General features: G+C 52.8%; 21 protein-coding genes. 6 read left to right on the forward strand and 15 right to left on the reverse strand.

Annotated features, from left to right (window positions below; translation table 11 throughout):
* The first annotated feature begins 63 nt into the window (after positions 1-63).
* Complete coding sequence (locus JOE25_RS06850) at positions 64-714, forward strand: TetR family transcriptional regulator (RefSeq protein ID WP_209634210.1); 651 nt, start codon at positions 64-66, stop codon at positions 712-714.
* Positions 715-786: 72 nt separating this feature from the next.
* On the opposite strand, the gene JOE25_RS06855 is transcribed toward JOE25_RS06850, so the two are convergent.
* From JOE25_RS06855 to JOE25_RS06870, 4 genes are all read right to left on the reverse strand, one after another.
* On the reverse strand, positions 787-2,124 hold the full coding sequence (locus JOE25_RS06855; protein WP_209633535.1) for a D-serine ammonia-lyase: 1,338 nt from the start codon (positions 2,122-2,124) through the stop codon (positions 787-789).
* A gap of 207 nt (positions 2,125-2,331) precedes the next feature.
* Positions 2,332-2,802: a VOC family protein gene (locus JOE25_RS06860; RefSeq protein ID WP_209633537.1), complete on the reverse strand. Its 471-nt coding sequence runs from the start codon at positions 2,800-2,802 to the stop codon at positions 2,332-2,334.
* Positions 2,803-2,815: 13 nt separating this feature from the next.
* Positions 2,816-3,169, reverse strand: coding sequence for a DUF1428 family protein (locus JOE25_RS06865; protein WP_209633539.1), 354 nt, complete (start codon positions 3,167-3,169; stop codon positions 2,816-2,818).
* Positions 3,170-3,281: 112 nt separating this feature from the next.
* On the reverse strand, positions 3,282-4,724 hold the full coding sequence (locus tag JOE25_RS06870) for a diguanylate cyclase (protein ID WP_209633541.1): 1,443 nt from the start codon (positions 4,722-4,724) through the stop codon (positions 3,282-3,284).
* Positions 4,725-5,139: 415 nt separating this feature from the next.
* Between JOE25_RS06870 and JOE25_RS06875 the strand changes: the two genes are divergently transcribed.
* Positions 5,140-7,272: a TonB-dependent siderophore receptor gene (locus tag JOE25_RS06875; RefSeq protein WP_209633543.1), complete on the forward strand. Its 2,133-nt coding sequence runs from the start codon at positions 5,140-5,142 to the stop codon at positions 7,270-7,272.
* Between the two features lie 105 nt (positions 7,273-7,377).
* Here the strand turns inward: JOE25_RS06875 and JOE25_RS06880 are convergent, their stop codons facing one another.
* The 8 genes from JOE25_RS06880 to JOE25_RS06915 form a co-directional block, all read right to left on the reverse strand.
* Entirely contained in the window at positions 7,378-8,256 is an 879-nt protein-coding gene (locus JOE25_RS06880) for an ATP-grasp fold amidoligase family protein (RefSeq protein ID WP_209633545.1), read from the reverse strand.
* 69 nt (positions 8,257-8,325) lie between these two features.
* The gene (locus JOE25_RS06885) at positions 8,326-9,603 is read right to left on the reverse strand and encodes a lysine N(6)-hydroxylase/L-ornithine N(5)-oxygenase family protein (RefSeq protein ID WP_209633547.1); all 1,278 of its coding nucleotides are present in this window, start codon (positions 9,601-9,603) and stop codon (positions 8,326-8,328) included.
* Between the two features lie 1,052 nt (positions 9,604-10,655).
* Complete coding sequence (locus JOE25_RS06890) at positions 10,656-12,350, reverse strand: alpha-glucosidase (protein ID WP_209633550.1); 1,695 nt, start codon at positions 12,348-12,350, stop codon at positions 10,656-10,658.
* Positions 12,351-12,370: 20 nt separating this feature from the next.
* Complete coding sequence (ugpC, locus tag JOE25_RS06895) at positions 12,371-13,486, reverse strand: sn-glycerol-3-phosphate ABC transporter ATP-binding protein UgpC (protein WP_209633552.1); 1,116 nt, start codon at positions 13,484-13,486, stop codon at positions 12,371-12,373.
* Between the two features lie 63 nt (positions 13,487-13,549).
* A complete protein-coding gene (locus JOE25_RS06900) occupies positions 13,550-14,911 on the reverse strand; it encodes an alpha-glucosidase (RefSeq protein ID WP_209633554.1) in 1,362 nt (453 codons plus the stop codon).
* Positions 14,912-14,943: 32 nt separating this feature from the next.
* Positions 14,944-15,789, reverse strand: a complete 846-nt coding sequence (locus JOE25_RS06905; RefSeq protein WP_209633556.1) for a carbohydrate ABC transporter permease — start codon at positions 15,787-15,789, stop codon at positions 14,944-14,946.
* Positions 15,786-16,778: a sugar ABC transporter permease gene (locus JOE25_RS06910; RefSeq protein WP_209633558.1), complete on the reverse strand. Its 993-nt coding sequence runs from the start codon at positions 16,776-16,778 to the stop codon at positions 15,786-15,788. Before JOE25_RS06910 ends, JOE25_RS06905 begins: the two co-directional genes overlap by 4 nt.
* Before the next feature lie 38 nt (positions 16,779-16,816).
* On the reverse strand, positions 16,817-18,082 hold the full coding sequence (locus tag JOE25_RS06915; protein WP_209633560.1) for an ABC transporter substrate-binding protein: 1,266 nt from the start codon (positions 18,080-18,082) through the stop codon (positions 16,817-16,819).
* 249 nt (positions 18,083-18,331) lie between these two features.
* On the opposite strand from JOE25_RS06915, the gene JOE25_RS06920 reads away from it, so the two are divergent.
* Positions 18,332-19,267, forward strand: coding sequence for a LysR family transcriptional regulator (locus JOE25_RS06920; RefSeq protein WP_209633562.1), 936 nt, complete (start codon positions 18,332-18,334; stop codon positions 19,265-19,267).
* On the opposite strand, the gene JOE25_RS06925 is transcribed toward JOE25_RS06920, so the two are convergent.
* Positions 19,268-19,537: a PTS transporter subunit EIIB gene (locus JOE25_RS06925; protein WP_209633564.1), complete on the reverse strand. Its 270-nt coding sequence runs from the start codon at positions 19,535-19,537 to the stop codon at positions 19,268-19,270.
* Between the two features lie 175 nt (positions 19,538-19,712).
* Here JOE25_RS06925 and JOE25_RS06930 point away from each other — a divergent pair, with 175 nt between their 5' ends.
* On the forward strand, positions 19,713-19,886 hold the full coding sequence (locus tag JOE25_RS06930) for a hypothetical protein (RefSeq protein WP_209633565.1): 174 nt from the start codon (positions 19,713-19,715) through the stop codon (positions 19,884-19,886).
* 47 nt (positions 19,887-19,933) lie between these two features.
* On the opposite strand, the gene JOE25_RS06935 is transcribed toward JOE25_RS06930, so the two are convergent.
* Positions 19,934-22,360, reverse strand: coding sequence for a DUF3772 domain-containing protein (locus JOE25_RS06935; protein ID WP_209633567.1), 2,427 nt, complete (start codon positions 22,358-22,360; stop codon positions 19,934-19,936).
* A gap of 501 nt (positions 22,361-22,861) precedes the next feature.
* On the opposite strand from JOE25_RS06935, the gene JOE25_RS06940 reads away from it, so the two are divergent.
* Positions 22,862-24,589, forward strand: a complete 1,728-nt coding sequence (locus JOE25_RS06940; RefSeq protein ID WP_209633568.1) for an ABC-F family ATP-binding cassette domain-containing protein — start codon at positions 22,862-22,864, stop codon at positions 24,587-24,589.
* 46 nt (positions 24,590-24,635) lie between these two features.
* Positions 24,636-25,088 carry a GNAT family N-acetyltransferase gene (locus JOE25_RS06945; RefSeq protein WP_209633569.1) on the forward strand — a complete coding sequence of 151 codons (453 nt, stop codon included), beginning with the start codon at positions 24,636-24,638 and terminating at the stop codon, positions 25,086-25,088.
* 32 nt (positions 25,089-25,120) lie between these two features.
* Here JOE25_RS06945 and JOE25_RS06950 read toward each other — a convergent pair whose 3' ends face one another.
* Positions 25,121-26,503, reverse strand: coding sequence for a cation diffusion facilitator family transporter (locus JOE25_RS06950; protein WP_209633570.1), 1,383 nt, complete (start codon positions 26,501-26,503; stop codon positions 25,121-25,123).
* Positions 26,504-26,530: the final 27 nt, after the last annotated feature.

Consider the following 26,530-nt stretch of genomic DNA (forward strand, 5'->3'; position numbering starts at 1 on the left):
GTATTGACGGGTCACCCCGGTTACTCTTAACCGGTGTCCCCATAAAGATAAGTGACTGATGTTTTGAAGAATGATGAGATCCCTGCCACCAAGCGCAAAAACGACCCCGTCGGCCTGAAGCAACGCATTTTCGCTGCGGCACTGGCTGAGTTTGCCGAAGCGGGCCTAAAAGGCGCTCGCATGGAGAACATTGCAGAGCAGGCTGCAACCACCAAACGTATGGTGGTTTATCACTTCAAGAATAAAGAATCGCTCTACCTGGACGTGCTTGAGCACGTATATCTGCATATACGCGCTCACGAAACGGGGTTGGATTTGCAAGCACTGGCCCCGGTAGAGGCCATGACCCGGCTGGTAGAAGAAAGCTTTAATTACCACGCAGAACACCCTGACTTCATCCGCGTGATCTGCATGGAAAACATGATGCGCGGTCAGTATATCCGCCAGTCACCACGTATTAAGGCCTTGAATCAGAGCGCACTGACACTGCTGGAGGCGATATTGCAGCGCGGTAAGCAAGAGCGGCTGTTCACTCCAGACGCCAGTGCCGCTGACGTGCATCGATTGATCAGCAGCCTGTGTTTCCACTATGTCGCCAACCAGTATACTTTTAATACCCTGTTTGAAAGCCATGAACCGCCCGAAGATCAGGTGATTCATAACCGTCAGTTGGCGGTTGTGGCGACCCTGCGTTACCTGGCGTTGGGACGGTGATGACCAAGGATACGCTCAGAAAGAACGTATCCTGCGGGGTAAAAGTGCACCAGATCTTAGGCTGTTGTCGCACTAATCAACCTGTTGTGCGTTAGCTAAATATTTGGCCATTTCCGCTTCAGGCACCATACCACCGCCCGTTGCCCATACCAGATGGGTAGCACTCTTCATCTGCGCCTCATTCAGCCCCTGACTTGCCAGCCACTCGCTATCTGCCGTGACACGCCATGGCCCCGGCATACCGGCCAAGGCAGAAGGCTCAAGCTGAATGTGCTCATGACGATCCAGCAACCCCAGAAGCGCAAACATCTCATCATCGCTGAGCGTGTAAAAACCGGAAAGCAGGCGCTCCATGGCGCGCCCAACGAAGCCGGATGCGCGTCCAACCGCCAGGCCGTCTGCCGCGGTGTGGTTATCAATGCCCAAATCCTGAACGGCAATGCCATCGTGCAGTCCGGTGTGTACACCCAGCAGCATACAAGGTGAGTGCGTCGGCTCGGCAAAAATGCAGTGCACATGGTCACCAAAAGCCAGTTTCAGCCCAAAAGCGACCCCGCCGGGGCCACCGCCGACACCACAGGGCAAATAAACGAACAGCGGATGTTGAGCATCAACCCGAATGCCTTTCTCGTCAAACTGACGCTTCAAACGCCCACCGGCAACGGCATAGCCCAGGAATAACGTCTGTGAGTTTTCATCATCAATAAAGAAACAGTGTGGATCCTGCGCGGCCTGCAAACGGCCCTGTTCCACGGCGACGCCATAATCTTGTGCGTATTCAACTACGTTGACGCCATTATCACGCAGCTTCTGCTTTTTCCATTCACGGGCATCTGCCGACATGTGCACGCTGACGCTGAAACCCAGTCTGGCACTAATAATGCCGATCGACATACCCAGGTTACCGGTTGAGCCCACCGCAATGCGGTAGTTGCTGAAAAATTCGCGGAACTCCGCCGAGAACAACGTGGAATAATCGTCCGTTAACTGCAGTTTCCCTGCTTCCAGAGCCAGTTTCTCTGCATGTGCCAGCACCTCGTAAATGCCCCCGCGTGCCTTGATCGACCCGGAGATTGGCAGGTGGCTGTCTTTTTTCAGCCATAAACGCCCGCCTAACGGCAGGCTATAGCGCCGATCGAGCGCCGTTTGCATGGCAGGAATCGCGACGACATCAGATTCAATCACCCCGTTGGTGATGCGCGTTTCCGGGAAGGCGGCGCTCAGATAAGGGGCAAAACGCATTAACCGTTGTTCCGCATCGGTCACGTCGGCAGCGCCAAGACCGACAAAGGGCAGCCCCGCGTTCAACGTGGTCGCTCGTGGGTTGAACCAGGTCACCGGTTTAAGGTCGATCAGTGCCTGCACCAGCGGGAATTGGGTAACCCATTGCTGAATCTGTGTCTTTTCCATTTTTGTTCTCTACGCTGCACAAAGGTTAGCTCTAGGGTGCAGCGATTCGTCGACGCTGACAAATGATAAAAATTCAGCCCTGCGTGAGCAGGGTTGATGCAAAAAGGTGATTTGCGTCAATTTACACCCCACGATGACGCTTTGCATTACACTGAATCACCTAACTGCCCCACAGCCAATATGACTGCGGGGCAGTTAGCTGCGATGTTATCCGCGAGCTGCCGCCTCTAACGCCGCAACATCCAGTTTGACCATCTGCAGCATCGCCTCGGTTACCCTTCTTACCTTCATGGCATCGGGATCGTTCATCAGCTCTGTCAGTCGCTTGGGAACAATCTGCCAACTCAACCCCCAGCGATCGCGCAACCAACCGCATTGCTCAACACGACCGCCGTCGCTCAACGCATCCCACAGGCGATCAACCTCCGCCTGATCTGCGCATTCGACCATAATGGAGAAACTGTGGTTGAACGGATCCAAAGGGCCCGCTTCAATCGCTGCATACCGCTGGTCACCCAGCGTAAAAGCCGCCAGTTTTACGCTGCCTGCCGGGCCGCTGGGGGTGTCGGCAGGCAATGTGGAGTGCCAGGTTAGGGAAGAACCGGGGATCAGATCGATGTAACAGCGTAGTGCTGCATCCATGTCTTTCTCAAACCACAAGTGTTGGGTTATTTTCACAATATCCCCTCCGCTATTGGTCCAGGATTGATTCGAAGCCGCCGAAGATCATTCGCTTACCGTCAAACGGCATTTTTTCGCCCAACGCTTTCATACGCGGGTCGGTCATCATCTTCTGATTCGCCTCATCGCGTACGGCCTTAGACGGGTATTCGATCCAACTGAATACCACAACTTCATCAGCTTCAGCCTTAACCGCACCACGAAAATCGGTGAGTTTGCCATCGGGGATATCATTACCCCAGCATTCGACGATCCGCGTGGCACCGAACTCTTTAAACAGGGGGGCCGTTGCGGCGGCCAGTTTTTGGTACGCCTCCTTATTAGCGGCGGGTACCGCCACCACAAAACCTTCAACATATTTCATCGGAGATTCCTCTTGTCTGTTCGACAGTCGGTGTGGCGCAGACGGAGCTGCCTACGCCCTCTTCCATTTTAGACGCCATTGGCGGGGGCAACCATTTACACCCCCGGGGGGCTCAAAGGTCGGGGGTGTTTCGAGGGAGTAACTCTGGCGTTGCGACCCGGTTCCGGCCACTGTTTTTGGCTTTGTATACTGCTAAGTCCGCGATTTTCAACAGGTTGTCAAGATTCTGTTCGGAACCGCCAATGCAGGTAACCATGCCGATGCTCACCGTGATTTGCAAATGGTTACCGGCTGGCATGGTGATAGATTCAATTTCAATTCGTCGACGCAAGCGCTCAGCCAGCGACATCGCATCTTGCGGTTGTTCGATCGGCGCCACGATCGCGAACTCCTCTCCTCCCATGCGGCCAAAGAGATCGTGCTCGCGCAGGTCCCCCATGATGGCGCGGGTAAAGGACAACAACGCCACATCGCCGCCAGCGTGGCCAAAACGGTCATTGATCGATTTAAAATAGTCGATATCCAGCATCATAATGCAGACCCGTTCCCCTTTTTGGCTAACCAGGCGCGTGCCACGCTGCATAAAGGCGTTGCGGGTTAATACGTGGGTCAGCGCATCGTGGTTCGCTACGTGCTCTAACCTGCGCAGCAGTGCATTTCGGGCAAAATTCATGCTGGCGACAGCGATCGGCCCCAGCGCCAAAAGCGCCACGCCCAACCGCATCGACACCGTATTTTGCAATATCGTCATGTCGAGATTAATAGCGATCAGCCCCAGATCAATCGCCAGATGGCACCACAATACATAGGCCAACACGGCAATCATCGTACTGAACAGCGAAAACGTCATCGCCAGCCACAGCAGGATTGGCATGGGGAAAATCACCGCGCCGGGGCCGCCAATCACGACGCTGCAGATACAGGCCATCGTCAGCAGGATTAACACGGCGACCTTTGTGCAGATGTTGTACCACTGACTGCGCAAGGTCACTGCCTGCGTAATGCTGCGCAAATACCCTTTCCAGTCTGCCGGTAAAGCCAGAATAAACGGCATTAACGTAATGTAATTGGTGAACTCAGAAGACAACCACAGCGCCAATGAAGGCAGATATTGACGACCGAACAGCAACACTGAAGCCCCTGCACCCAGTAACCCCGTTGCGGTCGCACTCGCCAGGCAGATAGCAAACAGATAAATACTGGACGAGGTACGTTCCAGGGCTCGAATTTGAGGCGGCAAAAGCATAAACAGATAATATCCGACCGCCACACCCGCCATATTGGCCCCATTGAGCAATAGGGCTTTGCCCAGCGTACTGCCGGTGAGTAAATCGGCTGCCAAATAACCCAGCATGGCCATCGCCCACCCCACAGGGCTGGCGAGTTTAGGGTAACGCACCAGAACGGCCAGCAACACGGCATTGGTCGGCCAAAATGTCGCCAAAAGGCCGGTAGGTCGGCTTTCAATGCCAAAGATACAGGTTGCAAACACCAGCAAAAGAACGATCACTGCATGCTGTAATTTTGTCGCGCCAGATAACTCGGTGGTGTGCATCTTGCTTCCAGAGGCTTGCGAAGAATACGGATAAAATCTAGCCTGCATAATGGCAACGGATAGCCCGTCTGCCATGCCTGACGGTGCACGTAAAACGCGCAGCCAGACTCATATTATTGCCACTTTTAGCGGGGTTGGCACCCGTTAATTAACGCTTTAAAAATACTATTATGTATCAATCTGTAGCGTTATGTAGTGGCCGAATTCCCATGCTCCCTCGCCTGTGGCGCGTCGTGTTAAACGAGGCGCAGATTGCGCTTCACCACAGCGCCAAAGCCTAGCGCGCGGTTTTGGCTGCAAAGCTCCAGGATCGCGTTTCCCCCAATCAGACAAACATTCACTATTCAAATCGTGCATATGCAAATTATAATAAAAATGATAATCGTTATTATTTATTAATTTGATATGGAATTGTATGCACCAGGTAGAAAGTCATCGTCTGAATAAAACAAAAAAATGTCAGGTTTTTCGTTCAATTCCCCTGCTTGTCAGCGTCTTACCGGCACTGCCTGTGGCCACCGCCCAGGCAGAGGACGAGTCGCTCACCGTCACAACCAGCTCCTTGCCGGCAGCGGGCTACAGCACGGATAGCGCGTCCACCGCCAGCAAAACCAACACCCCACTCAGCGAAGTGCCGCAATCTGTCAGCGTTGTCACACCTGACGTCATTAACGACTTCCAGGTCAAAAGCGTCAACGATGCCATGAAATTCGTCAGTGGCGTGACACAGGGTAATACGCTGGGCGGCACTGAAGACGGGTTTGTCAAACGTGGTTTTGGTGTTAACTCGGACGGTTCAGTATTCATCGACGGCGTTCGTAGTAATCAGGGCTTGAGCATGGACGCCACCACTGACCGCGTTGAGGTGCTTAAAGGCTCGGCGTCGCTGTTGTACGGCATTCTCAGCCCTGGCGGCATCATTAACCTCATCAGTAAAAAACCGCAATACGACTGGAACACCCGCCTCAGTGGTGCCACTAACAGTTTTGGTGGCGGCAGCGGCACGGTCGACGTCACCGGGCCACTCGGCAACGGTTTTGCTTTTCGTTTTATTGCCGAGCGTCAACACGAAGATTACTGGCGCAATTTTGGCACCGATGAGCATACGCTGATTGCACCGTCACTCAGTTGGTTTGGCGATAAAGCGTCATTCAACATTGCCTACAGCGAATACAAATACGATATTCCTTATGACCGCGGCACGGCCTTTATCAATGGCAAGCCTGTCGATATTCCTTATAACCGCCGGCTGGACGATTATGCCAACCACGCGTGGGGCAAAAACAAACGCCTCAACGCACATTATGACTACGCACTGAACAGCACCTGGACCACCCGTTTCAACTATGCCTGGATGCAACGTCGCTACGACAGCAACGAAGTGCGTGCCACGGCGATCGACACCGCCACGGGGATTGTTTCACGCCGTGCGGATGCCAACCGCGGCTTCAACCACCAGACAGACTATTATTCCTGGGATGTGATCGGGTCGCCGATCGCACTTGGCATGCAACATGACCTGTTGGTGGGCGTCGACTATGAGAAAAATGAGACCTACAAGGCCTACTCCTACCGCGGCAAGGTGTCAAAAACCTTCAATATGTATGATCCTGCCTACGGTGAAACGCCGGTGACCAACAGCAGTACTTACAATGATGCCCTGAGTAATCTACGCAGCACCTTGTACAGTCGTTCGGTCTACGCCAAAGACAGTATTCATTTAACCGACCAGTGGATTGCCGTCCTCGGCGCCCGCTACCAGTCTTATTACCAAAACAACAGTAATGGCTTCCAGAACCCCAAAAACACGCTGAACGACAAGGATGACAAATTCCTGCCGCAGGCCGGTGTGGTGTACAAGCTCACGCCGGCTGTTTCACTGTATGCCAACTACAGCCGCTCTTTCACTCCGTCCACGGCCGTGGATGACAACGGGAACGTTGCTACGCCTGAAACCGGCACTACCTACGAGGTTGGCGGTAAATGGCAAGTGACCCCAGTGGTCGATGCTACGCTGGCGCTGTACCGTATAGACGAAAACAATATGTCGATCTTTATCAACGGCGTCACTCGCAGCATTCCAAAAGCGCGCTCTAGCGGCGTTGAACTGGAGCTAAACGGAGAACTCGCCCGCAATTGGGATCTGACCGCCAATTACAGTTACGACAAAACCGAGATTGTCGAAGATAACCTCAACCCGGATAACGTCGGTAACCGCCTGGTGAACGCCCCAACCAACATGGGGAGTCTCTATCTCAGCCACCGCATGACGCTACCTGCGGTACCGGGTGATGTACGGCTGGGCGGAGGGGGCCGCTATGTGGGCCGTCGCGCAGGCGATCCGGAAAACAGTTTTACCATGCCTGCCTACACGGTGGCAGATGCGTTTATCGCTTGGGACAGTAAGCTGGTTGGCAAACACACCCAGATCAAGCTGAACGTCAAAAACCTGTTCAACCGCGAATATTATGCGTCCAGTGCAGGTAACCTGCGGGTCATTGAGGGGGAACCGCGCAGCCTGAGCCTGCAGGCAACGGTAGATTTCTGATCGTGACTCCCCGGATGCCGTCCGGGGAGTTGTGTCTGCCGGCAGAAGATAAAAAAACACCCTGTGGGTTCACAGGGTGACAACATATCCTCTGTGGGTACGGTGTTATTTCAGGTTAAGCATCTTCCCGAGTAAAATATCTGTTGATTCGAGCATGTCCGTATCAATACCTGCGGAGGGTGTGAAGGTCAACTCACCAAAAATAGCTTTGCCGTTGGAGATATAGAAATCAACGCGGACAAACTCAAAGGGTTCAGATAATATTCTGGCGTACTCAAAGAGCGCGTCATACCCCTCAGGTTTCACAAAGGCGTCAATCTCTTCCTGGCTAAGTGCCAAACAGTCTTGGCTATAACACAAGAATTTGAAGTCTTTATCAAAAAAGTAATATTTCGGCGTGCCGGTTTCCCTGCCGACACACAGCAACGTGCAGTAAGGAACACCGTGGAAGCAGTATATTTTATAGTCATCAGGCCCCTGACCACTCGATGACGCGATGAACTTTTCACCAATGATTTTTTTGTTAATATTCTTATAGTTTAACTCTGCATAGACCTTCCAGTAGTCACTTTCCATCCAATTTTCAATGGTTTTAGCTGCTTGTGCAATGTCTAGCGAGCCTTTGTCCTGGCAAATCAAATTGTAACCAGAACCGTGATTACCTTTAATCACAAACTTTTCCGGCAAAGACGCCCATGGGATTTCATGAACAGAGTCACAGGCGAAATAGAGTTCATTAAGGATCTCCTCACAGCCTTTCTCTTTTATATACTCCCTCACTGCATATTTGTCTGCACATTGCGTGATTAATGCATTGTTACTGTAATCGTTAAGTTTCAGATAATTTATCTTTTCGTTCCACGTGGCCGGAGGGTTTAAATTTAATGTCTTCCCGAAGGCCTTTTTATATATGTATTTCGCTTTAAAAGTCGGCGAGAATGTTGCCAGTTGATTCATGATAAATTTATTAATGTGTTTTCTCATACAACTTGTCTCATCATGGGGTAAACGCGGTGCCCAACAAGAACTCAATAACGTCATCGTGATTGGCCGTTATGGCTCACTGCGCCATTGAATGATCGCCGGGGCCGTACTCAAATCAAATTGGTTTTGGCCGAGAACCCGGTTAAGAATGCGGGCAGCTCGCCAGGCCATCAGGCTGAGCTGGGGATCGGCAATACCGTGGTGATGCATGCTCGCATTGACGGCAAACAAACAGTTCTCATGCGCCCCTTCCCGCTCAAGGGTAAAATCAGGGGCAATACGGTACTGCCCATCATCCGTGGTTGAAAAACGTTCGGACAAGGCGTCAAGAAACACGGGGCGGGCCTGTTCATAGCCAGTAGCAAAGATCACCACGTCCACATCAAAAGCCTCTCGCCCCTGATCCAGATGGTGTTCCGTCTCTAACTGATAAAAATTATCTTTGGTGTTAAGGGCCGTCACTGAACGGCTGGGAAGCAGGCGTACCCATCGTTTATTCTGAAGGACATCAAACTGGTGATACATGGCACGATAAATGGCCAAAAGCGACTCGCTGGTGATCCCATCAGACGTCATTTTTTGTTCGCGCAGCATGTGTTGTTTGGCTGAACTGCCGAGCGTGTAGAAATTCTCAACGTAATCAGGCGTAAAGTACTCGTTAGCAAAGGCAGCTTCGTCCAGCGCATTGTAGTTGTTACGCCGAGATATCCAACTCAATTGTTCTGGTTGGCCCCATTCCCCCTGAAAAATATTGAGGAACAGATCGGCCCCGCTTTGCCCCCCGCCGACAATTGCCACACGCTTCCCCTTCAGATTGGGTTTGCGGAACATCATTTCGCTCGCGTGGAAACACCGATCATTTTGCTGGGTCACACAGTCTGGCAATTTGATTTTTTTGCCAATACCGACACAGACATGCTTCGCGTAAAACACATCATTCTGGGTGGTGACAACAAAATGCCGCTGATTCTCATCAAAACTCACGGCCTGGACGTCCTGGTTGAATGCCAGCGACGGCAGGCCCGTTGCCGCCCAACTGAGATAATCGGCAAACTCTTCGCGCGAAACGGTATGTTGCTCTGTATTGAGGAAACGGTAAAATTTCTTTCTTTTCACCAGATAGTTGAGAAAACTGTAAGGGTTGGTGGGCGCAACGGCCGTCACCAAATCCTTCAAAAAGTTGGTCTGCATACTGCAGTCCGCCAGGATCATGCCTGGATGCCAAGAAAAATGCGGTTTACGCTCGAGGAATTTGCAATTAAACCCTGCGATTTCGCTTCCAAGTGCCGCAATGCTGAGGTTGGACGGACCGATGCCAATACCGATAAAGTCCAAACACTGGTTCATTGAGTGTGCTCCTGAGTGAATAATTAGATTTATAGCGCTCTATTTGTGGCCTTGGAAATAACGCAACTATCATCATGCATGGCATTAGGATAATTACCCATCAAGGCGAAAGTCTTAATTAAAATCGACACCATTACCCTTTTCCCCATGCGTCATACCATAACGGTCATTGGGCAGGGTATTATAATGGTCATAGCATCCCGTCATCTCACGCTCACAAAAGAGCCAACATATCTTACTTTTGATAACTCACTTTCATTTTAAATAGACGTTGCAGAGTCATAAAAAAAGAATGCTTAGGGAAATGATCTTGAGGAAATAAAAAACAGGTTAACAAAGGATTTCATAACATGTCCCTATGTTAATCTCCCTATTCCACATAGCATCATCCTTAATGAGACATTGCCTAACCAGACTAGCGCTAAAGCGGCTGCCTGGCATGTGAAAAAAGATAATATCAACGCCCTTCCGAGCGTTGTTAATGTAAAATTAAAAGTGAAATCGTAAAAAAATCATAAAACTTCACTTTTGTTTAAGCTTCATTGTAGATATGCCCCATTAATGGCATGCATCACAAAATACAAACATTCATTTATTATCAATGGTTTGCAATGAAAAACAAATGAATCAGGAGACCTTAGGTCTCTGACACTGCGAGATCTGTACAGATTCCGCTCACTTACGCCTTGTCTTGCACATTTTGCAAAATTTTCTCTTGCTGCGATGCGATGTAGATACTTAATTGACGGAAATAAACGAGCGAAGCCTGTTCCGCTAAAAAAGAGCAACGACTAAGAATACAAAAGGAACATTTCGTGCGATTTTTTATCCATCACTCAGGCGTAGGATTTTTAATTTCCAGTAGTTTCCTTGCTAACATAGTTCCAGATCTTGCTGGATAACCAGACCGTATTTTAATCTTTGGTGTAAGAAGCAATGGTGAGAGTGTGTTGTGATTCGGTGCGTATTGCAGAGTGGCCATGAATTATGGGTAAATATCTGAAGGGTATTCCCCGAACACAATCGCTGTATTCGGGAAAATGCGTGATGGTTTAATCAAAACTGGAGGCGTCAGGCCATTGGTATATCCGAGCCTCATAAGGACGAAGGCATTGTTGCTCATCATGATGACAATAATTGCCCAATAACCGTTGCCCCTTATCCAAGGCCAACACGTGCGGATCTATCTGCAAAGATTCGCGACTCAAATTGCACAACACCAATACCTGCCGCTCATCCAGGGTGCGGGTGTAAGCATATATTTGCGGGTGTGCCGCCAGGTGTAATTGGTATCGGCCGTAGACCCACACGGGATCCCGTTTACGCAGCCGAATTAACGCCCGGTAAAAGTTCAGCACTGAATCAGGTTCTTCTCGCTGACGCGCCACGTTGATTTGCGCGTAGTTGGCATTCACCCTAAACCAGGGTTCGGCACGGCTGAAACCGGCATTGGGACCGTCGTCCCATTGCATCGGCGTACGCGAATTATCGCGCCCACTGCGGCCCAGAAACGCCAGGATGTGTGCCTCGTCCATCCCTTGCTCGCGCAACATGGCAAAGCGGTTTCTGGCAGCAACATCGTTAAAATCAGCCAGGCCGTCGAAGCGGGTGTTGGTCATCCCCAGCTCCTGTCCCTGATAAATAAAGGGGGTTCCCTGCATTAAAAAATACATCGTGGCGATGGCGGTAGCACTTTCGCGCCAATACTGCTTATCGTCGCCCCATTTCGACACCACGCGGGGAATATCGTGATTTTCGACATACAGTGCATTCCATCCTTTCCCTTCCAGCAATGTCTGCCAGCGGGTAAAGATGCTTTTTAGCCCCATCACGTCCATGCCTGCATCCGGCGCCTGCTGATGCCGTGTTTCCCACAGCTTGACGTGCTCAAACTGGAAAATCATATTCAACCGGTGATGCTGTTCACCCACCCAATCTTCGCCCTGCTCTGCCGAAGCACCGTTCATTTCCCCCACGGTCATGATGTCATAACGGTTGAACACCTGTTCATACAGGTCATCGACATAATCGAGCAGGCCGTCATAATTCAGGTGACGTTCGAACGACGGCACGTAACGCAGGCCCAGCGGGTTGGGCATATCCGTCAGCCCCGGCTGCTTTTTCATATGGCAGATGGCGTCGATACGGAATCCATCAATGCCCTTATCCAGCCACCAACGCATCATGTCGTACAGCGCCGTACGCACCTCTGGGTTCTCCCAATTCAGGTCAGGTTGACGTTCAGAGAACAGGTGCAAAAAGTATTGTTCACTGCCAGGATCATACTTCCAGGCCGAACCGTTAAAAATGCTCTCCCAGTTGTTGGGTTCCGCCCCTTTTTTACCGTCGCGCCAGATATACCAGTCACGTTTGGCGCTCGATTGGGATGATCGTGACTCAATAAACCACGGGTGTTCGTCAGACGTGTGGTTCACCACCAAATCAAGTATCAACCGCATCCCCCGCGCATGCACCTCTGACAGCAGACGGTCAAAATCCTCCATGGTGCCAAATTCCGTCATTATGGCCTGATAATCACTGATATCGTAGCCATTGTCGTCGTTTGGCGAACGATACATCGGACAGATCCAAATCACGTCTATGCCCAGCCACTGCAAATAATCCAGCTTGGCCGTAATGCCATTCAGATCGCCAATACCGTCCCCGTTGGAATCCATAAAGCTGCGCGGGTAGATTTGATAAACCACCGCCTGTTTCCACCACCGAACCTTTTGTCCGCCGCCCATATCCCGTTTCCTTTACTCAATTAATGCGTCTTTTCCGACGCCAGAATGCGCTGAAACGCCCGCCCCTGACGATCGAACAGATAACAACACTCCACTGGCAGGCGAACGCCCACGGTATCACCGGCCTCAATAGCCGAGCGTTCAGGGTTGCGCAACACCCAGGGTTCGCCGGCATTGCCGTTATCCAGATAGAGGTAGGTTTCATTGCCCATGTGTTCAACAAACATCACTTCGCCTTGAAACTCGCACTCCGCATGCTCCCCACCGCGAATATGTTCCGGACGAATGCCGACGTTTACGCTCTGGCCTTCTGCCTCAGCGGGTGTAGCAATCGGCAGCACCAGTGCCTTGCCGTTATCCAGCTCGACCACGCTTTGGCTTTCACCGGCGCGCCGTAAAATCGCCGGGATCAGATTCATCTTTGGCGACCCGATAAACTGTGCGACAAACTCGTTGGCCGGCTGGTCATAAAGTTCCAGCGGCGTGCCCACCTGTTCAACATGGCCTTGGTTCAACACCACAATGCGGTCTGCCAGCGTCATGGCTTCCACCTGATCGTGGGTAACATAAATAATGGTCGACCCCAGCCGCTTATGCAGCGAAGCCACTTCCATGCGCATTTGTACCCGCAGCGATGCGTCCAGGTTGGAAAGCGGTTCATCGAACAAAAATAATTTGGGCTCGCGGACAATGGCGCGACCAATAGCAACCCGTTGCCGTTGCCCACCGGAAAGATCTTTCGGTCGGCGTTCCAACAAGGGTTCAAGTTGCAAAATACGGGCGCTGTCGCGCACGCGTCGGTCGATCTCTTCGGCCGAATGGCCCGCCAACTCCAGTGCAAACGCCATGTTTTTATAGACACTCATGTGCGGATAAAGCGCATAAGATTGAAATACCATGCCAATGCCGCGTTCTGCCGGCGTATCGTCGTTGACGTAGTGACCATCGATATACATGCCGCCGCTGCTGATCTCCTCCAGCCCAGCGATCATCCGCAACAAGGTGGATTTTCCGCAGCCGGAGGGGCCAACAATCACCACAAATTCCCCACTGTTGATGTGCAAATCCAATGACTTAATGACCTCTGCGTTAGCGCCATAGCGTTTTTGCAGTTTTTCCAGCGTGAGTTGCGCCATATTCCTCCCGTTCGCATCGCAGTTGGCATTAACGGGGCGCGAGTTCACGCCCCGTTATCCGGCTTATTTCAAATAATCGAGCCACGGGCTCTGGCGTGAGATCATCACATCGACCAGTTCAGGGATTGCCCGGCATTTGTCGTTGACCGAATCCACCAGCAGTGCCTGGATCACCAAATCGCGCGAGCCTTCAATCACTGCATCGGCGGTCAGATCGTGGATAGCAATCTGGTTACTGAGCAAGCCACCAATGCCTGCAGGCATATCCACTTTTATGCCATGCACCCCTTTGCGATCGATAATGGCCGGCACCTCGACGGCAATGAACGCCGGCAACTGTTTAATAAACCCCAGGTTGGGGATATTCACCGCCGACTCTTCATAGCCGGAATCCGTCAAGATCCCTTCCATGATCGGCACCACGCGTTCTTTCAGTTTCAATTCGATTTTCGGCTGCACATGGCCCAGGTAATTGCGATAGAAGGTGTAGAAATCGAGGATGCCGCGATGATCGCTGACCTCATTCGCCCAACGAATATACTCGCCAAAGTGGCTGTCGCCGGTGATTGGCAAGTGATGGAATTTCTCCAGAATCTCTTTAAACAGGGTGCGATCGGCCCAAGAATAGGCACTGTCTTTGCCACCCAGCGCCTCTCGCTCGGTGCTGCCTTCTGTCTGAACCCATGTGCCGTGAGTACGGGTGTAGTCCAGGATGTCGCTGTAGCCTGGCAAACGGGAAAAATAGTCCGGCGCCTTGGCTCGCACGTCGCCATAAGCATCTTGACCACTGTCTTTGTAGCTGGCCTCCAGCAAGACGCTAAAGTGATTGAGCCCGGCGGCACGCAGCGTGAGATTGTCGAATGACGTTCCGAGCATTTCCGGCAGATAGCGCTCAAGCGACGCAATTTCGTGACACATACCGACAAAATTGAGCTGCGGGAAGCGGCGATGCACGGTAGTACAAATGCGACTCATCGGATTTGAGTAGTTAAATACCCAGGCATTGGGGCAAATGTCGGCAACGTCAGCGCAAATGTCGAGGATCGGTGGAATAATCCGCAGCGAGTGGAACAAACCGCCAGGACCGCCATTTTCACCGTACACCTGCTGAATGCCATACTGCTGCGGAATTTGCCAGTCGAGATCCCACAGCGCAAAGCGATCGCCCACTTCGATGGAGATAATCACAAACTCTGCGCCCCGCAGCGCGGTTTTACGATCGGTCGTGGCGCTCACCGTAAAGGGCAGATCTTCAGCGGCCAAAAAGTCCCGGGCCGTTTTCTCGGTCACCGCCAGTGCGGCCGGGTTGATGTCGTGCAGCACAATCTCACTGCCGTACAGCGTTTTGCTCTGGAAGATATCCCCCAGCGTGCCGTAACCGAATTGCGCACTGCCTGCTCCCACTAAAACGATTTTTGTAGCCATTACTTTTCTCCTGCTTCAGGGTTAATCGAAAATCAGCCTTTTACTGCGCCGTTGGTTAATCCGCTGACGATTCGGCGCTGGAAAATCAGAACCAGTGCGATGATCGGCAGTGTGACGATGACCGAGGCCGCCATGATGGTGCCCCAGGGGAGTTCGAATTGAGAGGCACCCTGCAACATGCCGATCGCCACAGGGACGGTGCGCTTGCCGCTGGAGATGACAAACGTCAGGGCAAACATGAATTCATTCCATGCGCCGATAAATGCCAGCAGTCCGGTGGTCACTAGCGACGGCCCCATAATGGGTGCAAAGATACGGGTGATGATGGTCCAGGTGCTTGCGCCGTCGACAATCGCCGCCTCTTCCAATTCTGCCGGGATCGCTTTCATAAAGGTGGTCAGTACCCAGACGGTAAAGGGCAATGAGAAGGTGGTATAGGACAACACCAACGCCCCGAGGGAGTCATACAGCCCCATAAAGCGCACCAACTCGAACATGCCGGACAGTACCGCCACCTGCGGGAACATTGAGACGCACAAAATGGTGAACAGCAGATATTTGCGACCGCGAAAACGAATGCGCGCCAGGGCAAACGCGGCGGTAATCGATACCAGCAGACAGATGCCGACCGTCAGCGTTGCCACCACGATAGAGTTCAACAAGCTGCGAGCAATGCCGTTATCCATCAAGGCTGTCAGATAATTGCCCCAATTCAGGTGGCTCGGCAGATAGGCAACCTGGAACAGGTCCTGCCCCGAACGCAATGAGGTGATCAGCGCGTAGTAGAACGGAAACAGACAGATGATGCTGGCCAACGCGGCGCTGGCGAATATCAGTATCTTATGACCCTTTTGTTGCTGTTGGCGGCTCAGTTTCATGCCTGTTTCCCCTTGTCATTCAGGCGACTCAGCGTGAGGAAACACGCAGCGATGCCCGCAACCATCATGAATACCAACACGGAAGCTGCCGAGCCGGATCCCATTTCCTGATAGCTGACCATGCGATCGCGCGCATAGCCGGACACGGATACCGTGGCCTCGCTGTTGGAGGTCAGCACATAGATCAGATCAAACACCCGCAATGCGTCCATGACCCGGAAAATCAGCGCGACGATCATCGCCGGCATGATCAGCGGCAAGGTGATGCGGCGAAACCGTTGCCAGGCATTGGCACCATCGACCCGTGCCGCCTCGTATAAATCACCCGGGATCAGTTGCAGCGCGGCCAGCAGCATCAAGGCCATGAAGGGGGTGGTTTTCCAGACATCGGCAATCACCACCGCCCACATCGACAACCCCGGCTCCGCCACCCAGGCCAATGGGGTCGAGATGATGCCGGTCTTGAGCAGCAGGTCATTGACCACACCGTACTGATCGTGAAACATCCAGCCCCACATTTTGGCGGATACGATGGTCGGAATGGCCCAGGGCACCAAAATCGCAGTGCGCACGAGCCCCTGACCGCGGAATTTCTGATGCATCAGCAACGCCAGCAACATGCCAAACACCAGCTCCAATGACACCGACAGCAGGCTAAACCGCAGAGTATTGCCTACGGCCAACCACCACAGTGGATCCGCCAGCACGCCGTAATGATGCCCGCCCTCGGTCAGGTCCAGATAGTTGGCAAAACCGACAAACCGGTAGTCATCTGGCGCATCCAGCATGGCGTCGGTAAAGCTGTAAAACAGCGTGCGCAGCAGCGGCCAACCCGCGACGACTGCCAGCAACAGCATTGCCGGTGCCACCAAGAGCCAGGCGATGCGACTACGCCGTTGCTGATGATTCAACGTGCGGCGCCTGGCGGAACGTTCCGCCTTCGGTGCCGGGGCCGCCGTTAGGGATAAAGCGTGCGTCTCGCGTTTCATGCGTCTGACTCCAACGGTTAATGGGGATTGCACTGCCTTCAACGCCATCCTCTGGCTTTAATCCGTTCCAGTCGCTGTTGTAAATCCGCCACAGCAGTGACACCGTCACTGTCTCCGCGCAATACGTTAAACGTGGCGTTGTAGATCGCTTTCGAAACCTGCGCGTACTGCCTTTTGGTTTGGGTTGCCGGGCGTGGCATTGCCTGCGCGAAGATGCCTTTGAAATCGGCTAAATACGGTGCCTGCGCCAGGACCTGGGGATCGTCGTACAATGCCATCCGTGACGGTGCCAGGCCCATTAATGCCAGCGCCCTTTTTTGCGATTCGGCATCGCTGACAATTTTCAGCAGCGCGATCGCCGCCTGAGGGTTCTTGGTATAACCGTTGATTGCCCACTGCCAGCCGCCTAATGCACTGACGGACTCACCTTCAGCGCCCTTCGGCAACGGCGTTACGCCGACCTTGCCACGTATTGCACTGCTGCTGTCCTGCGCCAATACGTAGGCGTAGGGCCAATTGCGCATAAATAACGCATCGCCGTTTTGAAACACCGCCCGCGACTCTTCTTCCATGTAACCGAGTGCGCCCTTTGGCGTAATTTTGCCTATCCATCCGGCGGCCATATTTAATGCCTGTGCGGCCTGTGGATTGTTGATGGTGATATTGCCCTGGGCATCAATAAAACTGCCGCCGTTTTGCGACGCCACCCACTCGAGTGCGTTGCACGTCAGCCCTTCGTAGGATTTCCCCTGGAACACGAGTCCCCAAAAATTCTTATGGCCGGCGGCACGCTCCCCCTGCTGAATACGCGTCGCGATGCGGGTCAAGTCGGCCCAGGTCGCCGGGGGCTGCTCGTCGTATTTTTCCAGCAAGTCCTTACGGTAATAGAGTGCGCCACTGTCCAGATAGGCCGGTACCGCTTTAACCCGGCCATTAACCACATTGTTTTGCCAGGCGGCGGGGAAGAAATCCTGCTTGATGTCGCTCACGCTGTCGGTCAGATCCAGCAGATGTTTGTTCAGCACGCCTATCCACACGGTATCGGCCTGGAACAGATCGATGGCGCTGGAATCTTTGGCGGTAAACAGCTGCTGAAATAACGACAGCTTTTCATCGGAGGCCGGGGGAAGATCGATAAATTCCAGGGTATGGCCGGTCTGAGCCTCAAAACGTTGCTTGATCTCATTGCAATACTGACGCCCTTCTTTGCTGGGCGCACACTGCATACGCAGCGTATCGGCCAGCGTTTGACCGGACATCAGCGCCAGTGTGGCGGCAACCATACTCGGTATCAGTCTTCTCATTGCGTCCTCTCTGGTGGCGGCTGGGAATACCGGCATATCCCCGTCATACTTGAAGCTGCATCTGTGTTGGCTGCACCCGCGCACTCCAGTCACGTAGTTGACTAAGCTCCTGGGGATTTACGCCCTTGCCGCCTTGATGCAACGCCAATTATTTTGGGTATAGCAGCAAAACTATCTAAGACGAGTCATTGGCGGAAATCGTTTTTCATCGCTACGATATAGAAACTTTCTATATCACCAGTGGAAAATATGATCGTGGACAAAATTCTGCGGCAGTTTATCGAAGTGGCAATGTTCAAAAATGTGAGTCATGCAGCAAACAAACTCTGTTTGAGTCAGCCGACATTGACCCACAACATGAAGAAGCTGGAAGAGAACCTGGGAGTACAGCTGCTGGAGCGCACCTCAACGGGCGTGAAAACCACCGAATACGGTGACTTGCTGCTGGAGCAGGCGCAAATGATGCAGCGAATTTACGATAATACATTGATTAAAATGGCGTTTATCAAAGCACGTCAAGAGCAAAGTCTGCGCATGGGCACAGGCCATGCGTGGTGGTACATGTTCGTGCGTGACAGCTTCAATGCCTACCGTAAGTTACATCCGCTGGTGAATATTCATATTGATCTGGGCAACCATCTGCGTTTGATGGATCTGCTGTTGGGGGGCGATATTGACTTGTTCATCGGCCATGAAATTCAGGGATTGAACCCCAAGGCCGGCATCAGTTTTTTGCCGTTATTCAGCACCACCGACAGTATGTTTGTACGACGCGGACACCCGCTGCTCGGTAAACCGGTAAGCCCGGATGCGTTGCTGGATTATCCCTGCGTTGAGCTGACGCCAGATGAAAGTCGCTATCATCATATCGTGGAGGATATGCAGCCGAAAAAGCTGGCACGTAACCGTCTGCACCTGGCGGAACGGGTGATTTGCTCAACCAACTCGATGATGTCGGCCGTAGATATGATCAATGATTCCGATGCAATTTTGTTAGCGTATCCCTCCTGTATGGCGGGCTACTTTGCCGATTATGGTATTGAGCCGCTGACGTTGATTCAACAGGGCCAACGCTGCACCGTCGGTATTTACCTGATGCGCGAAAAAGCGGATGCCCCCCATCTGATGCAAATGCAGGCGTTAATGCAGCAGCATCTGGAGCAGATCCGCCCTTTGTTGGTGTAATTACTTTTCGCCGCTCAATGCGACCAGTGCCTGATATAACGGCCGGGCATTCCCCGGTCCTACCACCAACTGATACTCGGTGGTCCGCTGTGGCGTTTCTACCTCCAGCAATGCTTTAACGCCTGGCAACTGCGTTATGCTTTGCCGCTCTAACCTTGTGCTATCACACAGTTCTGCCCTGACACGGCTGGCACAGTAACGCAGTTTGGTCAGGTTTTCTGCGCCGCCCAAGGCGGCAAGTACCGCTGTCGCCAACTGTTGTTTTTCCATGATGCCTCCTCAAAAAAATTGCCCTATGCCACCGCAGCATAGGGCCGCTGAGCGGCCGAAGTGAAATTGGTTTATTCCGGGGTGATATAGATAAGTTCTATAACGCATGATCGGACGCTCTCGGCGCCTTGCAGTGCATATACTTAAGAACGTGTTCAGATCGGAGGTAACTGAGATGAAGGCAATGATCCCCCTGTTTTTGATCCTGATGCTTTCTGGCTGTATCGGTAAAGGTGGCCCACAGGACGTGCCGCCACCGCCGGTGCATAATGATCCACAGACCTGCAATAATACCGGCGCCAGCGCCAACAGCGATTGCTCCCAATCTGTGGTGCCCGCTATGCATTAAGTGACCTCGGCCCACCTTTCACGGTGGGCCTTTGTGCCACCGGCAGATTACGACGACTGCTCTTCGTCGTTAGCCATATTTCTCGCCTGTTGCTTCATAAATACCACTTCCTGCGGGCTGGACATATTGACCCGTTGCGCGCGCAGCAGTTTGAGAATATTGAACAACAGCTCGCTTTTGGTGGCCCCAACCATGCGCGGACTTGCCACATACCCGGTCACACTGAGGATGATGCCATCCGGGCCGAGCTGGCTGAAACGCACATAGGGCGCAGGTGCCTCGAGAATAGCGTCATACTCTTGGTAGGCACTCAACAAAATATTACGTACCTGTTCCGGATCGATGTCCGTTGGGAAGGTCAGCGCAATCGTCACTACCCCCTGTGCGTTCCCCATCGTCGCGTTACGGACGTTTTGTGAGATTAACTGGGAGTTAGGGACAATCATTGTCGAACGGTCACTGAGTTGAATCTCGGTAGCACGCACGTTAATACGGCGCACATCCCCTTCGACACCGCCAATACCGATCATATCGCCGACTTTCACTGGCCGTTCGGTCAGCAGGATCAAACCGGAAATAAAGTTCTTCACGATCTCCTGCAAACCAAAACCGATACCGACCGATAACGCACTCACGATCCACGCCAGATTGTTCCACTGAATACCCAACGCAGCCAGGGTGATCAAGATCAATAACACATAACCAACGTTACTGAATAACGTGACCAATGAGGCACGAATACCGATATCTGAAATGGTTTTCGGCAGTAATTCCTGACTGAGCCAACGCTGCGTCACCCGCAGAATGTAAATGCCAATGGCCAGGCAAATAACCGCATTAATCAGGTTACCCGGCACAATATTCAGCCGCTGTAATCCTTCACCACTCAGGATGGCAATAATTTTTTCGAGCAACGAGTTCGGCGTGGTGGTACCAAAAGAACCGTTAAACAGCGAGACGATCATCAACAACAGCAAAGAACATTTGGCAATGGCGGTGAAGATGATGGCCATTTGTTCCAGATGACGGTCTTTAAAGTTAAAGGACTTTTTGAGCATCTTGCCACTGGCGGTCTGCGGCGAAAAGATTGCGCCACACAGATCGGTCGCGAACAGCAGCAGAAAATAAAACGCCATCAATACCAGAGCTATCCAGATCACCTGATAGGTCAGGAAACGGGCGAACGCGATATACCCCACCAACAACGAGAATAAGATCACTACTGAGCATACCAACGTGCCCATGTGCAGCAATCCGCTGATGGTTGAGCGTTTCTCTACATGCTCGCCCTGCTGTTCCAGCTTACGGCGGATACGCTGAGAACGTAGCGGCATCGCCAGCAATACCATGCCGATCAAGCCAGCGACCAAGCCATTGCCGAAAATGGTGGTGCTCAGGCTGGCGCTGACCACGTTATTGATCAGTTCCACGGTACCAAACGCCAGTGCCAACCCAGCCAATAGCGGTGAAAAATAACGCAGCCCGGAAGCAACGGCATCATCCATCGAGGCCAGGCGCCATGATGGCCGATTGAGCGACAGTGTCGCACGTCCCAGCCCGGCAATCAGCGCACAGAAGATCCCCAACCGGTTAAAGCCTTCGGCGAAGTCCTCGAGCATTACCGGCAGCGGTTGCACGCGGGTAAAGGAGATATACAGCAAATTTAACGCAATACTGGTGGTGATCACGGTGACGGTGACGGTCATCAGCGCCATAAAGCTGCGGCGCAAGCGCCCGTCCGGCAGAAAACGAATACTTGCCCAAGCCAGAAAACGCTCAGAGAAGTAACGCCCCCACGACCAGATAACCACGGCCAGTACCAGCAAACCGAGTGTGCCGTAACGCGAGTCCTCTTGCCAACTGGCGTCCCAGGCCTGTTTCATTGCAGCATTGAATTCATCCAATCGCTGCATGTCACTGTCGGAAGGTTGCACCACCGGCGACCAAAACTTGGCGCCCAGCACGCTGCCGGTGTTCAACGCCAACTGGGTTTTGAACGCCACACGACGCAGATCGCTGATTTGTTGCCCAAGGTCGAGCACGCTGGCTTTCATGGCCTGCGCCCGTTTTACCGCATCGTCGAGTTGCTTTTTGCTGTTGTTCAAACCATTACGCTGCTGCACCACGGCTGCGGTTTCTGCCATCGCCCCGGCGGCCGGCGGTGGGCCCAATACATCGAGTTGCGCCTGCAATTTTTCCTGCGCCGGTTGCAGTTCGGTCGCGAGCTTGTCCAGCCCAGCGGCCAGATCGTCGGTGACCAGCTTCAGCTTGCTGAGTTGGTTATCATTATCCGCCTTGGAAACCTGCTGTTTAATGCTATCCAACTGTTTCTGGTAGTTCTTTAGCGCGGTAGCAGGATCCAGCTGGACTTCGGCGGCAGGGGTATCATCCTGTGCAGCGACGCTGGTCAGCGGTGCCAACTGCAAGCCAAACAGCAGGAACAGGAAAAGAAGAATTTGACGGGGCTTTAACATAAATTCATTGCTCGGCATTTGCATGATAGACAGACGACGCAGGCGGGTCGATATACACCGACCCGCCTGGCTAATCATAAACTGTAGTTATGATAACTGCTTAATCTCCGCTTAAATATCAGTATTACTCCCATTCAGCACGATTATTGATGCCGCCCTATCACTCGGCTTGCAACCGGTTGAATTACGGTAAACTTTCCCCTGACGTAACCGATCAGTAGCGTGACTCACAGTGGCATAACCGACCAAAGCGTTTTATACTCAGCGCACCCATTTACCAACATTATAAAAAGGAGGATTATTATGCCGATGTGTGAATTGTTTTTTTACTCACACTTCTATAGTAATTGCCGCTGCTCAAGCATTACCGGTATCGTGCTGCGATAACCCAGGCTTGAGCGAAGCTTACTAAAATTTGAGTCCCTTCCCTCCGGCTTACCGGGTTATCGTCAGCGATGTTTGACGATAGGCATTTGCATGCCTGTAACTCTTGAGTAAGCAATGAGCACATTATTATCTGCACAATCTGTCGGTTTCGACAACGCGTTCGGCCCTCTGTTGGTTGAGGTTTCCTTCAGCCTGAAAAAAGGCGACCGCATTGGTTTAATCGGCCATAACGGCTGCGGCAAAAGTACCCTGTTGAAAATCCTTAGCGGTGATCTCTCTGCCAGTACCGGCAGCGTGACGCCTGCCCATCAGTGCCTGATGGCACGGGTAGAACAACACCTGCCTGATGAACTGCACGGCTGCACCCTGCTCGAGGCAGTACTGGCGCGATTGCCAGAAAATCAGCGCGTCAGCGAAAGTTGGCAGGGAGAAGTCCTGCTCACCAGCCTGGGTTTTGCGCCACCGTCATGGACGCTAACCGCCGGCACCTTGAGCGGTGGGCAGCATACTCGTCTGCTGCTGGCACGTGCGTTAATCCGCCAACCGGATCTGCTCCTGCTGGATGAACCCAGTAACCATCTGGATCTTCCCACCTTATTGTGGTTAGAGCGTTTTTTGCAAAACTGGTCTGGCAGTTTTGTTCTGGTATCTCACGATCGCTACCTGTTGGATCAGGTCACCAACTGCACCTGGATCTTGCGTGACAAAACACTGCAATTCTTCCGCTTGCCATGTACTGCAGCACGCAAGGCGTTAGAGGAACAGGATGCCGCAGATGCGCATCGCCGTCAGGCGGAACAGAAAGAGATCGACCGGGTCGCCAAAAGCGCCCATAGGTTGGCCGTTTGGGGCAAGGTTTACGATAATGAAGACCTGGCTCGCAAGGCTAAGCAAATGGAAAAACGCGTTGATCGGATGAAAGAAGAGCAAACCACGTTGACGGCGGGCAGCCAATGGCGGCTTAAGCTTAACGGTGAGGCGCTGGATGCCGATCGCCTGCTGGCTTTGCCGCAGTTGGACGTCCGTCCGGCCGCTGATGCGCCGGTGCTGTTTCACCTGGCGCAGCTGCGGGTCAAAAGCGGTGACCGTATTGCCATCGTCGGGCGTAACGGCTGCGGCAAGTCTTCACTGCTGCAGCACCTGTGGCGGGAATACCAAGGCGCGGCCAGCCAGGACGCGGTTTTCCATCCTCGGGTACGCATCGGCTATTACGATCAAAGCCTGCAACAGCTGCGCGATGACGACACGCTGAGCGAAGCATTGACGCATTTCGCGCCGCTAACCGAAGAACAGCGGAAAATGGCCCTGATTGGTGCCGGCTTCCCTTATCTGCGCCATCAGCAACGTATCAGCACGCTGAGCGGCGGTGAGCGATCGCGCCTGCTGTTTGTCGGGCTGACACTGGCTAACCATTCTTTATTGTTGCTCGACGAACCGACCAACCATTTGGATATGGAAGGTAAGGAAGAGCTGGCCGATACCCTGCGCCAATTTGAAGGCGCTGTGATGCTGGTCACTCACGACCGGATGTTGATCGAAAACAGCTGTAACCGTTTCTGGCTGATTGATAACCAGCAGTTGGAAGAATGGCACGATCTGGAGCCGGTCTACGCACGAATGGCCGAAGAACGTGACGCTCAGCCAATAGCAGCGCCAGGCCGGGTTCTCACCGCCAGTGAGTTACGCCATGATGACGAAGAAATGCTTCTTGCGACGTTGTTTGAAGTGGAAAACAAACTGCAGGAGGATCTGGCGCGTAAGCCAAAGCATCAAAAAACGCACTTGCAAAAACAGTGGCGCGAGGAAATCGCCATCCTCACCGCCCGGTTGAATCTGGACTAACCTTCACAGGCCGCCTATCGGCGGCCTTTTTCTTTTCGGTGGTGATATGAATCTTAATCTCCGGCTGGCAACCCGTGAGGAACAGCCACTGCTGGCGGCCATGCTGCCCGACTACCTGCGAGAATTGGGCGCCGATGTGGACTACCCGCATTTGTCACATTATTGGCGCGAAAGCGGCCGGTACCCGTATTTGATTTTAAATCAGTCGCAGCCAGTGGGGTTTGCGTTGGTCCGCACGCTGGATCCCATCCCGACAATGGAAATGGCAGAGTTCTACATCACCAAACCCTGCCGCAAATACGGTATGGGTAAAACGGTTGTGCAAACCTTGTTCAGGTTGCATCCGGGTCACTGGCAGCTGTCAGTGCTGGCAGATAATCCCGGTGGCCTCGCATTTTGGCTGTCGGTGGTCCCCCCGACAGCCTACCGCGCGTGGATTGAGCAACCGGGTAATCGGCCTCATTGGCGGCTGACATTCTCGGTAGGTATGACGCCCTGATAACCCCATAGACAACCAAGGGGAACGCGGCCTCAAATACCGGGTTTTGGCTTAATGGGTTCCACGTGCCCTACTGCCCGAGAAATCGTCGGATAGCGTGCGCGCAGTTGGCGCTCGATGCTGTCTACCGCTGCATGAGCTGACACAATGGAGGCCACCGGGGATACCCGACAATGGAAATTGACGATGATACCGCCGGTGGTTTTACGGGCGCGAATATTATGCACGTCCTGCACCATGTCTCCACCCTCCACTACCGTTTGCAGTATCTGACGAATATCAGCCAGTTCATCCGGTGCCACGTCCTCGCTGGCAATCCAGTGATGGGTTTGGGGCTCCAGGTGCGTTTCAATCTCTGTCTCTTCACCAATCGCCTGTCGTAGCAGCGTTTCGATTTCGCTGGCGATGTCGTGTGCCTGCGCCACACTGGCGCTGGCCGGGACCGCCAGATCCATGCTGATCGACATCCGTTCGGGCAGTTGTTGTAGCGCCAGATTTTGCACCACGGCACCGTGGTTGGCAGCAATCACCCGGATGCGGGTCGCCATGTCTTCGTCACTGCGGGTTTGTGGGTTGGCAATCACCGTGGCTTCGGCATGTGCGTACTGCTGTTCCAGGCGTTCTGCAATAGACTGTTTTAACGCGTTAATGCGCTCTAACGGCAAAGTACGACAAACGGCGACAGTGACTTCAATGAACAAGCTGGCCCCTGCGTTACGAATACGAATACTCTCGGTTGCCAATATCGCTGGGAAGGTGTCGAGCAATGCGCTGATTTCTTCCTTGGCTCCGGCGGGTGCCGTGTCCATTAACGAATCGAAAGAGCGTTTTCCCAGTTTCAGCGCCGCGACCACAATAAAACAGGCGACGATCAAGGCTGCAATGGCATCTGCACGGTTGAAACCCAACAGAACAAAAACCATCCCCAACAGCACAACGGCGGAAGCCAGCATATCGGAGAAAAAATGCAGCGCATCGGCTTCCAATGCCGCACTGTCAGTGGCTTTTGCCACACGGTTCAATGCTTTAACACGGAAAAAATCGACCAGGATAGAGATCAACAGCACGGCGATCACCACGGGCGCTGCGACGATTTCATGGGCGTCGCCCAGCAGGCTTTTGCCCGCTTCATAAACAATCCAGCCTGCCGCCCCCAATAGCAGCAGCACTTCAAACAATGCCGCCAGGTTTTCGACCTTGCCGTGGCCAAAATGGTGATCATCGTCGGCAGGTTTATCGCTGATACGTACCGCCAGCCAGGTAATGCTGGTGGCAACAAAATCGGTGAGAGAGTGGATCCCTTCTGAAATAAGGCCAATACTCCCGGTAAAAATACCGGCAGTAAATTTACCGACGGCCAATAGCCCGCTCGCTATCATGGAGTTTCTGGCAACGGATTGCTTTTCATTTTGCATATTACGACTCACATTCAAATGGGTAAT

Origin of the sequence: Serratia sp. PL17, from assembly GCF_017832355.1 — a bacterium.
GTDB lineage: Bacteria > Pseudomonadota > Gammaproteobacteria > Enterobacterales > Enterobacteriaceae > Serratia.